Consider the following 13,482-nt stretch of genomic DNA (forward strand, 5'->3'; position numbering starts at 1 on the left):
TTAGAAGGATGGTGGGAGTATGATTATAAAAAAGAAATTGCTTTTAAAAGGCTTACATTGTGCCAATTGTGCAGCAAAAATAGAAAGAGCTGTTCAAAAGCTAGATGTAATAGAGGAGGCTACCTATAATTTTAATAATTCAACTTTAATTATAAACTTAGAAGAAGTTCATAAAGATAGCATTATAAAAACAGTGCAGGAAATAGTAGATAGAATAGAACCTGGAGTAAAGGTAATAGATAAAGAAAATTTAAAAAGAAAGGTAGTGCAGGCACCTGTTAAAAATAGTAATAATTTGAACGTGCAGAATAATAAAGAGGAAAATTTAAAATTAGATAAAAAAGAAAATAGTTATGAGCATAATCATGATCATAATCATGGACACAGTCATGATGGAGAAGATAGTGATGCCTTAGAAAAGAAGACTCTTATAAGAATTATTTCAGGAGTTATTTTATTAATTTTAGCTACCGCATTTAAATCTAGAGAAACTTTATCTATAGGTTTATATTTAGCTTCCTATGTATTAATTGGAGGTAAGGTAATATTAAGTTCTATAAGAAATATATCTAAAGGACAAGTATTTGATGAAAACTTTTTAATGGCTGTTGCAACTGTAGCGGCTATAGCAGTAAAACAGTATCCAGAAGCAGTAGCGGTTATGCTGTTTTATGAAGTAGGAGAGTTCTTGCAGGATAAAGCTGTTAACAAATCTAGAAAATCTATAACAGCACTTATGAATATAAGACCTGACTATGCTAATTTAGTTAAAGGTGAAGAGATAGAAGTAGTTTCTCCAGAAGATATTAATATAGATGATATTATAATGGTAAAACCAGGAGAGAAAATTCCGCTAGATGGTATAGTGATAGAGGGACAATCTTCTGTGGATACATCAGCCATAACAGGTGAATCTTTAATAAGTGAAGTTGCAAAAGATAGTAATGTATTAAGTGGATATATAAATAAAAATGGAGTTATAAAAATAAAAGTTACAAAAACCTTTGAAGAATCTACAGTTTCAAAAATATTGGAATTAACAGAAAATGCATCAGCTACTAAAGCAAATACAGAAAAATTCATAACAAAGTTTGCCAGATATTATACTCCTGTAGTTGTTTTTGCGGCTTTAGCTTTAGCATTAATCCCTACACTAGTACTGAAAGATCCAGATATATCTAAGTGGGTTTATAGAGCAGCTGTATTTTTAGTAGTATCTTGTCCCTGTGCTTTAGTAATATCAATACCTTTAAGTTTCTTTGCTGGTATTGGAGGGGCATCTAAAAAAGGTGTTTTAATAAAAACAGGAACAGCATTAGAAGCTTTAAATGATGCAGATACAATAGTATTTGATAAAACAGGAACCCTAACTAAAGGTGTATTTAAAGTATCAAAAATTGAGCCAGAAGAAGGAGTAAATTCAGAAGAATTAATAGAATATGCGGCTTTAGTAGAAAGTTATTCTAATCACCCTATTGCAAAATCTATACTAAAATATTATGAAAAAACCATAGATAACAAAAGAATAGAAAATTATGAAGAAATAGTTGCAAGAGGTGTAACTGCTTATATCGATGGCAAAAAAGTTTATGCTGGTAATAATAAATTAATGGAAGAATTAAATATTAACTACAAAAAAGCTCCAGAGGATGGGGTAATCCTTTATATAGCATTAGAAGATAAATATATAGGGTATATAGTTATAAATGACGAAATAAAGAAAGATTCAAAAGAAACAATAAAATCATTAAAAGATATAGGCATAAAAAAAGCGGCTATGCTTACAGGAGATAGAAAATCTACAGCTAATAATATAGGGACATTCCTAGGAATGGATGAAATATATTCAGAACTTTTACCACAGGAAAAGGTAGAAAAGATGCAGTCTTTAAAGTCTCAAACATCTAAAGATGGAAAAATTGTTTTTGTAGGTGATGGAGTAAATGATGCTCCAGTATTAGCCATGTCAGATATAGGGGTATCTATGGGAGGATTAGGATCTGATGCAGCTATAGAAGCATCTGATTTAGTTTTAATGTCTGATGAACCATCAAAATTAATAGATGCTATAAAAATAGCTAGAAAAACTCATAAAATAGTATGGCAAAATATAATTATAGTTTTAATAATTAAGTTTGCAGTACTAGCTCTAGCTATAATGGGAAAAAGTACTATGTGGATGGCTGTTTTTGCAGATGTAGGAGTTGCTTTAATAGCGGTAATAAATGCTTTAAGAATACTAAAATAAAAATTTACCAAAATAATTATTTCCTAAGTGAGAATATAAGTAAATAATTTTAGACAAAGATAGCTAATATCTATATAATTGTATTAAAACTGAAATAACTTTAATTAAGTAAGTTTCAGGTTCAGATGGAGTTTGATTAGAATAATTATTTTTCTCCATCTGAACATTATTATTTAATGGGAAATAATAAATATAGAAGATGAATTTGTATGGGAACATAAAAACTTATCAATATAAATAGGAGTATGTTTATTAGAAAGCACGAGATAAGCATTTGATACTTCCATATATATTATAATGAAAGTTATGTAAAAATAAGAGGTTTAATAATTTTATAAAAAAATTAAAAATAAATGAAAATATTTCTAAAAAATATTGACTTAAAATTTAGGCTGTAATATAATTATAAATGTTGAAAGAAAATAATTGAGGCTTCTTGGTCAAGCGGTTAAGACGCCACCCTCTCACGGTGGAATCAGGGGTTCGACTCCCCTAGGAGCTACCAGATTTGAAGAAATGCTGTAAACAGTAATGTTTGCAGCATTTTTCATTTGTAGGTGAAGATTTATATTTTAATATATTTTTCAAGGATAGAAAAGTACAAACATATATGAAGCTGATGCCTCTTTTATTAGCTTTTTTCAGTTATAAATCGCTATAAAAAATAGATCATTTAATTGCCAGTATAATCTATTTTTAAAAAGCAGTAATGCTAAAATATTTGTTATTTTTAGGTTCAATATCTTTAGGTTATGTTTTCTATAAAATCCCAGAACTAAAGTTCGATAAGAAATTAAAAAAAATTATTGAACTTTAGACTAACTAGTTCTTTAGGAACACCAAAATAATAGCCTATTTGTTCAATACTCATGTTGTAGAGACATACTTTATCTATTTCTTTTTCATCAATGAGCAATTCAGCAGCGAATTTATTAGCTTCAACTTCAAATTTACCACGTTGATAAAAAGTATGATCATGTAAAAAGAATGCAGTACTACTTGAATGATATAAAGCATGTCCCAATTCATGAGCTAAAATAAATTCCTTATCATATTCATCTTTGACTCTAGTTAAATTAATTACAATAAATTTGTTGCCTAGGATTTTCTTAAAAAAACCTTTAGGCATATTTTCAGATAGAAAACACTCATGGATCTCAATCCCTAATTCATTACATAATTTGTAGGGGCTACGTGTATGGTATTTTCTTACAAGATTTCTTACTCTTACTTTAAAATTAATCATTGCACCACCTACTTATCTTTAGAAAATTTTCTTTTTTCTTTATTAAGAGCTTTTGCTTTCCAAAACAGCTCAGACATTAAATCTAGCATTTCTTTTTTAGCATCTTCACTTAGTTCGTCATTCATAAAGAATGCTTCATTAGCTTTTTTCATTTCTTCTTCATATTGCTTTTTATCTTTTGATGTAATTTTGAATTTATTTGAATACTCTTGAGTAATATTAATGTCTTTTTTATTGTCTTTATTATCATCATCAAAAAATTCATTTACTGATATTTTAAGAGCATCAGCTATTTTTTGTAAAGCTTCGGATGAAGGATTTTTACGTTTATTGTTCTCAAGCATACTTAAATAAGCTTGCGTTAATCCAGTTAATTCAGAAAGTCGTTTTGCTGATATATCTTGTTTTATTCGTGCTTTTTTTATATTGTCACCTATCATAAGTTAACTCCTTTCTAATTCTTATAAATTAATTATAACTCGCAGTTAATAAAAGTCAATAAAATTTTAAGAAAATAAGAGAATTAAAAAAGCAATTAACCATAAGTTAAAAAAATGATTCGCTGATAGTTAAAATAAAGTTTTACTTTACTATCAGTTAAACATATAATTAACTTGCAGTTAAGAATAACTAATAAAAATAACAGGAGGTTAATAATGAATAAAATTGATAGTTTAAGAAAAAAGAAGTGTTTAAGTTATGGAGAGATAGCTAAAGAATCAGGATTAACGCCAACTTATATATATTTACTTGCAAAAAGTAAAAGAAAAAATCCTAGTTTGGAAGTAATGAAAAAAATATCTAGAGCATTAAATTTAGATGTAGAAAAAGTATTCAAATTAAATTAAAAAGGAAAATAGTAATATTAAAATTTAAAAAGAAAACAGAAAGGAAATATTTAAGAAATTATTATTAGATTAGGAACAAAGCTGATCTACAAAACATGATAGATTTTTTACAAAAATAGGAATATATTAGGGGGAATTATATGGCAGGAGAAGGTAAAGGCTGGATAAGTCTATATAGAAATATACAAGAACATTGGTTATGGCAAGATAAGCCGTTTAGTAAAGGACAGGCATGGATAGACCTTCTCTTGTCAGCTAATCATAAAGAAAACAAAATACTATTAGGAAATGAATTGATTTTAGTAGAAAAAGGAAGTTTTATAACATCACAAGCTAAACTTATGGAATGTTGGGGGTGGGGAAATACAAAAGTAAGAAACTTTTTAAATCTATTAAAAGATGACAAAATGATTTTATATACGGGAAAAAATTATACAAAGATTAAAATAATCAATTATGAAATGTATCAAAAGCAAAGTGATACAAATAAAGTGATATCAATGTGTAGCAAAGAGGAACAAACTATAGGTAAATTAGGAATAAAATATAAACAACCTGATAACAAATTGCAAATAAATACAAACAATAATGATAATAATAAATATATAAATAATAAAGAAGTTAATCCAATAAAGGTATATCAAAATAATATATATTCAATGCCTGGAGTTATAGAGATACAGGCAATTAAAGATTGGTCTAATACATTAGGAAGTGAATTAGTTGTACATGCAATAGAAATAGCAACAGAGAATAATGTGCGAAATTGGAGATATATAGAAAGAATACTTATAGATTGGAACAATAACGGTATTAAAAATTTACAGCAAGCAAAAGTATATTCTCAAAGTAGAAAAAAGAAATGGGGAGAAAATCAAAATGAAGGAACTACAAAGAATAATACAGAGAATGAAGTTAAGTACGATTTCTCGAGATTTGGAAGCTGATTATAAATGTAAAATATGTAGGGATACTACATGGATAAAAACAACAGAAGGATTTAAAAGATGTGAATGTTATGAGAAGGAAATTATAAAAAGAATGTGGCATAAGTTTGGAGTAGACCCTCGGAATACTTTAAACTTAAATGATTATAAACCTTATGATGAGGTAACAAAAAAAGTTAAAGAAAAAGCAATAGACTATATAAAATATTTTCAGAAGATAAAAGATACCAAACAAAATAATTTTGGATTATTTGGACAAGCAGGTTCAGGGAAAAGCCACATTATTATAGCTATAGGAGTTGCTTTATTAAAAGAAAATGTACAAGTAATATATATGCCTTATTTAGAAGCTATAAGAGAGTTAAAAGCTAATACTTTATCTCAAGAAAATTATATTAGATTAATAAATAAATATCAACATTCTAAGGTTCTTATAATAGATGATCTGTTTAAGGATAAGATTAAAAATAGTCAATTAATAAAAGATAGACAAGGAAACATAATAGGATTAAGTGAATCAGATATAAAAAATATATATCCAATATTAAATTATAGATATCTAAATAATTTCCCAACTTTAATTAGTACAGAATGTACTCAAGAAATGTTAATAGAATTAGATGAAGCATTAGCAGGAAGAATATTAGAAAAATGTGGAGAAAATATGACAGTGTTTAAAGGAAATAAGTATAACTATAGAATGAGGCAGTTTGCTAAATAAAGGGTAAAGATTTTTATATGAAACTCATGTGGGGGTATAAGGAATATGCAATTTAAAACAATAGATATTGAAGAAATAGGTTTAAATGAATGGCTAAATAGATATGGGCCTGTAATGAAATCTAAAAATTGTATTGAAAAATTAGAAGAATTAAAAATTAAGAATGCAGATATAATTTATAAAGAATATATAGAAAGTAGGGTAATATAAAATGTTAAAGCTGATAATAAGTGTTGTAATAATTGTGAACAAAGTGATGTATGCGGTATAAAAAAGGGGGAAAAATGTTATGAATGATATAGATGTATATGATATTATAAAAAAAGCAATCAATGAAGCTATAAGAGAATATGATAGAGAAAAGATTATGAGTTATAAGGATAAAAGGTTACATAATACTAGATTATTAATGAAAAATTATAATAAGCTAAGTTCACATATAGATGATGTAAAAGCTAATGTAGAATTTGAAATATTAGAAAATGAAGATAAAGTATGGTTAACAAGTATAGCAAGGACTAAATTAAGAACAATGAAAATGATGGCGCATATTTATAGTGCTTTAAAAATATTAAAAAAGAGATTTAAAAAAGAATGTATGGAATATAAATATAAAGCTTTTGAACTGTATTATATTGAAGAAAAAACTAATGAGGAAATAATGGATTTTTTAAAATGTGGGAAAAATCAACCTAAAATATGGTCTGAATTAGTGCTAAATGAATTAAGTATTTTATTATGGGGAGTTGAAGCTTTGGGGATGTAAAAGGGAAAAGATAGAGTTTTAAAAGTGAGCATAATAATATAAAATGATAATATGAAGAATTATATGCAGTAGGAATTTTATCCTATAAAAAAGATAACTGCACAATAAATTTTAAAGTTAGGCACTTGATTAGTTTCAAGTGCCTTTTCCAATTTATAAATGTTTCATATTTAATAGATAAATTATGGATAAAGAATAAATAAGCAAATTATATAATTAAAAGCATTTAAATTTGTATGCAATATATTGTGTTTAAACAAATGGATTAATACAATATAGAACATTCGTAGGAGGTAGGAGCAGATGATAATAGATAGACTTAAGGATTATATAGAAAACTTAAAATGCCTTGATACTTTAAATAATGCTATAAAGGTAAATGTAAATTATTTACCTACTGATATAGATACTTACTCTATAGAAGAAATAGCCGTAGAACCAATCATAAAAAGTTATATCAATGGTGATAGTATAAGGCAATATGCTTTTATTTTTACCAGCAGAGAACCTTATGGAGAAGATATACTTACTAATATTCATAATTCAGGATTTTATGAAAAATTAGCTGATGAAATAGAAGAAAATAATCAGAATGGAATATTACCAATATTAGAAAATGGTTTAAAAACATTAGAAATTAAAGTCATTAGTACTGGTTATAACTGTGCAGTAACAGAAGATACTGCACAGTTTAAAATACAATTAAGATTAAAATATTTTAAAAAAGGAAAGGTGATATAAATGGCAGTTAGAAAAAGAAAAATACAAGCAAATTATTTAAAGGTTGATGAAAAATTTGAGCTTTTAGGTGCAGGTTTCACAGAGTTAAATGAAACTCCAGCAGCTCAAACAACTTCTAAAAGATATATAAATCAATCTAGTGCAAGTCAATCTATAACGGGCTATGAATGGACAACTTCATTCAATGCTGACCAAATAGCTTCAGAGGAAGTTATAGAATATATTAGAAATATTGGAGAAATGCAAAAAACAGGTCCTGATACTGAAACAGATTATTTGATAGTTGATTTAGACAAACCAGCTGCAACAGGTTTTAGAGCAAGAAAATTTAAAGTAGCTATAGCAGTGGATTCTTTTGATGACAACGACGGAGAACTAGGAATTGCGGGAAACTTTTTAGGTATTTCTGATCCTGTAGAGGGTACTTTTGATCTATCAACTAAAGAATTTACAGAAGGTTTTACAGCTAAAACAGTTTAAAAAGAAAGGAAGTGAATTTTAGTGAGAGTTTAGTAATTACAATACACTCTCTCACTAAGGATAAATAATGAAAATTAATGGAGTAGAATTACAAGACTTAGATATATTAGATTTAGAAGTAGCCGAAAAATATGAAAAAACAATGGAGAGTGTTGAGGGAATATCAAAAAAAATACAAGGTATGAAAATATCTGAAAGCATAAAATTCCAGTGTAATGCCATATTTAATGTATTTAATACTATGTTCGGTGAAGGTACTGACAAAAAAGTATTTGGAGATAAAGTTAATCTTCTAACCTGCCTAAAGGCTTTTGATGAACTTATAACTCAGGTAAATGCTCAAAATGCAGAAGTGGAGAAAATAGCTAACAAATATTCTCATAACAGAGCTACAAGAAGAAATAAAAAATAATGAATATATTAATAGACTTAGTGCCAATTACAGTTGAAATAGAGGGCGAAGATTATGAGATTAATTCAAATTTTCGCACTTCTGTTCTCTTTGAACTTTTAATGCAAGATAAATCTATAAGTGAAGAAAATAAAATTATACAAGCTTTACAACTTTATTATCCTGTTATACCATCTAATATTAATATAGCTATAGATAGAATGTTATGGTTTTATAGATGTGGAAAATATATAGTACCCTCTAAAGGCACTGGAAAAGGTAAAAGTAAACAAATATATAATTTTGAATATGATGATGATTATATTTATTCAGCTTTTTTAGACCAGTACGGAATAGATTTACAAGACATAGAATATCTACATTGGTGGAAGTTTAAAGCTATGTTTAAGAGTCTTAAAGAAGGTAACGAGATAGTTAAGATAATGGGATATAGGAGCATGGATTTATCTAAAATAAAAGATAAAGAGGAAAAAAAATATTACAGGAAAATGCAAGAGTTATATAAGATTCCTATAAATAAAGATGAAAAAGATAAGTTAGAAGAAATAAATAACATTTTATTGAATGGTGGTGATATTGATATAGTATTGTAATATATTCCTTATGTATTGTATAATTGTAGTACATGCTATACAAGGGAGTTGATAATATGGGGTTATTTAATAGAAAAAACAAAGAAATTAATCCTATTAATTTAGTTTATATTGATGGAATTGATAGATATATCAAAGGAGCTACTGTAAGTTTAAGTTTAGATGATAAGAAAAGATGTTTAGTAATTAAGGATTCTAAAAATAATTATCCTGTAGTGAATATAAGTTTTGAAAAATTAGTTGCTGTTGATATTGTGCATGAAAAAGATATTATAGAAACTAATAAAAATTCTGTTGGTAGAGCAATGGCTGGAGGAATTCTATTAGGCCCACTAGGAGCTATCGTTGGAGGAATTTCTGGAGTAGATAGTAAGAAAAATTCTCAATTAAGAACTTTTCTAGTAATTAATTATAAATCCAAAGATGAAGAAATTAAGGTGATAAGTTTTGAGATAAAAAACATTACTTTAAGTATGCCTAAGTTTATTAATAAATTAAGAGAAAATATACCTATTAATAATGATGAGGAAATTTATTTATAAGCACTTACATTGGTAAGTGATTTTTTATATTCCAAATTAGGTGATTAATATTTAACAAATAAGACGTCCTATTAGTATAAACAAAGATGAGAAAAAATCTTATTGAAACATAAAATATATCATCAGCGAATGGTAGAGATTTAAGAAAAGTATTGTAATATATTCCTTATGTACTGTATAATTTTTGTATCATATATAAAGGGGTTGAACATATGGGTTTTTTTAGTAAGAAGAATAAAAATAGATCTATTGGTGTGTTGTTGGTTGATGGACTATCTATTTACAGTAGAGATGTAATTTTACAAATTACTTTAAATAATGAAAATGAATGCTTGACGATTAATAGTAAAGTTTGCAAAAATATTCCTGATATTAATTTAAAGTATAAACAAATTATAGATGCAAATATTATTACAAGATATGAGATAGTTAAACAGAGTAAAAGTGTAGTTGGAAGAGCTGCAATAGGTGGTCTTTTATTAGGATCATTAGGTGCTACAGTTGGAGGAATGTCTGGAACAGGAACTAAAACAGATGATCAAATAGAATATTATTTTGTAGTAAACTATAGAAATAAAGATGAGGAATTAAAAGTATTATCTTTTAAAATAATTGGGTTTTCAGTGTGGAGGCCTTTTATTAAAGAACTTAAAAGTAAAATTAAACAAAATATCGAAAAAGAAATATATTTATAGAATTAAGCGCTTCCATTTGTAGGCGCTTTTTTTATATTCCAAATGAGGTGATTAATATTGAGGAAATAAGATGTGCTAAGTGCAATCAGTTATTGTTGAAGGCTGTTTATGTTAAAGGAGAAATAAAGTGTATTAGGTGTAGAAAAATAATTAAATTGGAAGTTAATCAAAGAACAGAGCCAAATCACACCATAGGGTAGTGAGGGAGCCCGTCTTTTTTAATTTATATAAAAAGCAGGTGAAAAAATGGCAGATAGTAAAATTATTATAGATACCCAGATAGATTTAAAGGGTGCTGAAGAAATGATAAAAAATTCAATTGTTGATTTAGGTATAACCATGTTTGAGAAATTTAAAGAGCCTTTTATAAAATCACTAGATTTAGTAATGGGATCATTGGATAAGTTATCTAATAATATTACAAATGGTACTTTAGGGAAAAGTTTAGATGAACTTGCATTAGGTTTCGAAAAATTTATTGACATCATGGCCGAGGGGAGCCAAATTTGGTTACCTAAAATTATTGATGCTTTAGTATGGATTATAGATAATGCTAGTAGTGTAGCTTCAGGTATAGCGGGAATAGGAACGGCTTTATTAACATTCAATGTAGTTTCTATAATCTCTAATTTGATTGGAGTATTAAATGGAACTGCAAAAGCAGTTGGAATTGTAGCAACAGCTCAAAAAGCATGGGAGGCAATTATGGCAGTGTCTTCTATAGGATGGACGATAATTGTAATAGCATCATTAGTAACTGGATTAATAACTTTATGGAATACTAATGAAGATTTCAGAAATTTTATAATAGAAACATGGAATTCTATTTTAGAGGCTGGTAAAACAGTATGGGGAGCAATAGTTAATTTCTTTACTGTAGATATACCGGCAGCATGGCAATCATTAGTAGATTTCTTTGTTAGTATACCTGAGTGGTTTTATAATTTATGGATTACAATTCAACAGGCTTTTGTAGACGGTTGGAATGCTATAGTAAATTTCTTTACAGTTACTATTCCAGTATGGATAAATCAGATTTTTAATTGGTTTAATGAATTACCTTATTTAATAGGATTTGCTTTAGGTTATGTCCTAACAACAATAATTATGTGGGGTGTAGATACATGGAATTACCTTATTACTAATGTACCTATTTGGATAAATAATGTTGGTAACTTTTTTGCTCAACTGCCAGGCACAATATGGGCTTGGCTAGTTAATACACTCAATAATATAGTACTATGGGGACAACAAACTTATACCTATATGGTCAATGCAGTTAATAATGCTATAAATGCAGTTGTCCAATGGTTTTCTACATTACCGAATAGAATATGGCAATGGTTATTAAATACAATATCTATGATTGGACAATTTGCTATTAGTCTAGCTTCTGCAGCACACGCAGCTGGAAGTAATATGGTGAATAATATAATTGGAGCAGTTACAAACCTTCCTTCTCAATTTGCGAATATAGGAAGGAATATTGTACAAGGTGTATGGAATGGTATTACTGGAATGGGTGGTTGGATTAGGGACAGAATAAATGGATTTTTTAGTGGAGTTGTAGATGGTGCTAAATCTGCACTAGGTATTCATTCACCTTCAAGAGTTTTTAGAGATCAAGTAGGAAAATATATGGCACAAGGTGTTGGAGTTGGTTTTGAAGATGAGACTGAAAATGTAAAAAATTCTATGGAAAAAGATTTATACGGACTAATTTCTAAAATGCAAACGACAGTAGATCATGAAGTGGCTATTACTACTGCAAGAGTAGTAGGAAATAGAAATACACCGACAGACTCTACAGTTACAAACAACAATGATAATGCTTTAAATGTCAATATAGAAAACTTTAATAATACTAAGAATCAAGATGTTCAATCATTAATGGAAGAACTTGAGTTTTATAGAAAACAAAATAGCTTAGCAAAAGGAGGAATTTAATGCAGGATGGATTTATTTGGAATGGTATTCATTCAAGTGAAAAAGGACTTAAAATTATATCTCTTCCAGACATAACGACTCCTGAAAAACGAGCGGAAAAAATAGTTGTACCAGGTAGAAATGGACACCTTACAATTACAAGTAATGATTATGAGGGAGAAACAAAAAAGGTTGAATTTGATTATTTCGATAATCAATTTGACGATATTAAATCTTGGTTAAAGGGTGAAGGTGAAGTCGTATTTTCAAATGAACCAGACAGATATTATAAAGCCACAATAAGTAATAAAGTAAGTTTGGAGCAAATGCTAAAGAAATTTCATAGTGGTATAGTTCAGTTTGATTGTCAGCCATTTGCGTATGACAAGTGTAATACAGAAATAATTAAAATAACTGCAGATAATGTAACTAGACATAGTAAAGTAATACATCCTTTAAATACATTAAATTATACAAATGGAAATTTAATAGAACCTAATAAATTAGCCACAATTCATGAAAATAATTTTATAGAAATATTCAATCCTGGAAATATAGAAAGTGAGCCAGTTATAACTATCTATGGATATGGAAGTATGGATTTAAACATTAATGATAATATAATTAATCTTACTAATGTGGCAAACCATATAATCATAGATTCTGAAATAATGGATTGTTATAGAGAAGGACAATTATTTAATAATTATATGAATGGAGATTTTCCAACTTTTAAACCAGGAATAAATAAAATATCATGGATAGGGAATATAGAAAAATTTGAGATAAAACCTAATTGGAGGTGGTTGTAATGGCATACACAAAAACAAATTGGGTTGATGGATTTACCCCTTTAAACTCTCAAAATCTAAATAATATAGAAGATGGAATAAAGCAAAATGAAAGTAATATTTCTAATATTGAAAATCAATTAAATGATTATGTTTTAAATAGTGCTATCGTACAAAATAAAAGTAGCAGCGGTAGTATAAAATTATTGGATGGTATAACTATTCAATGGGGGAGAGCAAAATATAACTCTAGTAATGAAGGTTGGCAAAAAGGATATATAAAGGCTAAATTTCCAGAAAGTTTTACTAATGAAGTATATCAAATTATAGCTACACCTTATTATCTAGGATATACAGACATGATCCCCACAGTTCAATTTGTTGATAATTCATATTTTAATGTATATATAAGAAATTTGGATAAAGCTGTTCCAATGGTTCCTGTTGATGTGAGTTACATTGCTATAGGTAGATGATAAATTAATTAAGATATATCAATCTAATACAGATTTAAAATAAGAATTAA

At 27.7% G+C, this 13,482-nt stretch carries 17 protein-coding genes and 1 tRNA gene; 16 read left to right on the plus strand and 2 right to left on the minus strand.

Annotated features, from left to right (window positions below; genetic code table 11):
- Window positions 1-19 precede the first annotated feature (19 nt).
- The gene (locus ACYUEW_RS06305) at window positions 20-2,248 is read left to right on the plus strand and encodes a heavy metal translocating P-type ATPase (protein ID WP_460276455.1); all 2,229 of its coding nucleotides are present in this window, start codon (window positions 20-22) and stop codon (window positions 2,246-2,248) included.
- A 430-nt stretch (window positions 2,249-2,678) separates the two neighbouring features.
- Window positions 2,679-2,753, plus strand: a tRNA-Glu gene (locus ACYUEW_RS06310).
- Between the two features lie 288 nt (window positions 2,754-3,041).
- On the opposite strand, the gene ACYUEW_RS06315 is transcribed toward ACYUEW_RS06310, so the two are convergent.
- Window positions 3,042-3,494, minus strand: coding sequence for an ImmA/IrrE family metallo-endopeptidase (locus tag ACYUEW_RS06315; protein ID WP_030033385.1), 453 nt, complete (start codon window positions 3,492-3,494; stop codon window positions 3,042-3,044).
- Window positions 3,495-3,502: 8 nt separating this feature from the next.
- A complete protein-coding gene (locus ACYUEW_RS06320; RefSeq protein ID WP_460276456.1) occupies window positions 3,503-3,934 on the minus strand; it encodes a helix-turn-helix domain-containing protein in 432 nt (143 codons plus the stop codon).
- 216 nt (window positions 3,935-4,150) lie between these two features.
- Here ACYUEW_RS06320 and ACYUEW_RS06325 point away from each other — a divergent pair, with 216 nt between their 5' ends.
- The 14 genes from ACYUEW_RS06325 (at window position 4,151) to ACYUEW_RS06390 (ending at window position 13,432) form a co-directional block, all read left to right on the plus strand.
- Complete coding sequence (locus ACYUEW_RS06325; protein WP_030033388.1) at window positions 4,151-4,342, plus strand: helix-turn-helix transcriptional regulator; 192 nt, start codon at window positions 4,151-4,153, stop codon at window positions 4,340-4,342.
- Window positions 4,343-4,482: 140 nt separating this feature from the next.
- The gene (locus ACYUEW_RS06330) at window positions 4,483-5,289 is read left to right on the plus strand and encodes a DnaD domain-containing protein (protein ID WP_460276457.1); all 807 of its coding nucleotides are present in this window, start codon (window positions 4,483-4,485) and stop codon (window positions 5,287-5,289) included.
- Window positions 5,222-6,010 (plus strand): ATP-binding protein, encoded by a 789-nt coding sequence (locus tag ACYUEW_RS06335; RefSeq protein ID WP_460276459.1) that lies wholly within the window; start codon window positions 5,222-5,224, stop codon window positions 6,008-6,010. The genes ACYUEW_RS06330 and ACYUEW_RS06335 overlap by 68 nt, the downstream gene beginning before the upstream one ends.
- 45 nt (window positions 6,011-6,055) lie before the next feature.
- The gene (locus ACYUEW_RS06340; protein ID WP_460276460.1) at window positions 6,056-6,220 is read left to right on the plus strand and encodes a hypothetical protein; all 165 of its coding nucleotides are present in this window, start codon (window positions 6,056-6,058) and stop codon (window positions 6,218-6,220) included.
- A 79-nt stretch (window positions 6,221-6,299) separates the two neighbouring features.
- Window positions 6,300-6,776, plus strand: a complete 477-nt coding sequence (locus ACYUEW_RS06345) for a hypothetical protein (protein ID WP_460276461.1) — start codon at window positions 6,300-6,302, stop codon at window positions 6,774-6,776.
- A 303-nt stretch (window positions 6,777-7,079) separates the two neighbouring features.
- Complete coding sequence (locus ACYUEW_RS06350; RefSeq protein WP_460276462.1) at window positions 7,080-7,517, plus strand: chloramphenicol resistance protein; 438 nt, start codon at window positions 7,080-7,082, stop codon at window positions 7,515-7,517.
- Window positions 7,518-7,997, plus strand: coding sequence for a hypothetical protein (locus ACYUEW_RS06355; protein ID WP_460276463.1), 480 nt, complete (start codon window positions 7,518-7,520; stop codon window positions 7,995-7,997). It begins immediately after the preceding gene.
- A 67-nt stretch (window positions 7,998-8,064) separates the two neighbouring features.
- Window positions 8,065-8,409 carry a DUF6673 family protein gene (locus ACYUEW_RS06360; protein WP_030033396.1) on the plus strand — a complete coding sequence of 115 codons (345 nt, stop codon included), beginning with the start codon at window positions 8,065-8,067 and terminating at the stop codon, window positions 8,407-8,409.
- Complete coding sequence (locus ACYUEW_RS06365) at window positions 8,409-9,002, plus strand: bacteriophage Gp15 family protein (RefSeq protein ID WP_460276464.1); 594 nt, start codon at window positions 8,409-8,411, stop codon at window positions 9,000-9,002. Before ACYUEW_RS06360 ends, ACYUEW_RS06365 begins: the two co-directional genes overlap by 1 nt.
- Before the next feature lie 56 nt (window positions 9,003-9,058).
- Window positions 9,059-9,544, plus strand: a complete 486-nt coding sequence (locus tag ACYUEW_RS06370; protein ID WP_460276465.1) for a hypothetical protein — start codon at window positions 9,059-9,061, stop codon at window positions 9,542-9,544.
- Window positions 9,545-9,756: 212 nt separating this feature from the next.
- On the plus strand, window positions 9,757-10,239 hold the full coding sequence (locus tag ACYUEW_RS06375) for a hypothetical protein (RefSeq protein ID WP_460276467.1): 483 nt from the start codon (window positions 9,757-9,759) through the stop codon (window positions 10,237-10,239).
- Window positions 10,240-10,485: 246 nt separating this feature from the next.
- Window positions 10,486-12,186, plus strand: coding sequence for a phage tail protein (locus ACYUEW_RS06380; protein ID WP_460276469.1), 1,701 nt, complete (start codon window positions 10,486-10,488; stop codon window positions 12,184-12,186).
- The gene (locus ACYUEW_RS06385) at window positions 12,186-12,977 is read left to right on the plus strand and encodes a distal tail protein Dit (protein ID WP_460276470.1); all 792 of its coding nucleotides are present in this window, start codon (window positions 12,186-12,188) and stop codon (window positions 12,975-12,977) included. The genes ACYUEW_RS06380 and ACYUEW_RS06385 overlap by 1 nt, the downstream gene beginning before the upstream one ends.
- A complete protein-coding gene (locus ACYUEW_RS06390) occupies window positions 12,977-13,432 on the plus strand; it encodes a gp53-like domain-containing protein (protein WP_030033402.1) in 456 nt (151 codons plus the stop codon). The genes ACYUEW_RS06385 and ACYUEW_RS06390 overlap by 1 nt, the downstream gene beginning before the upstream one ends.
- Window positions 13,433-13,482 lie beyond the last annotated feature (50 nt).

This window comes from Clostridium sp. CTA-1 (assembly GCF_054768215.1).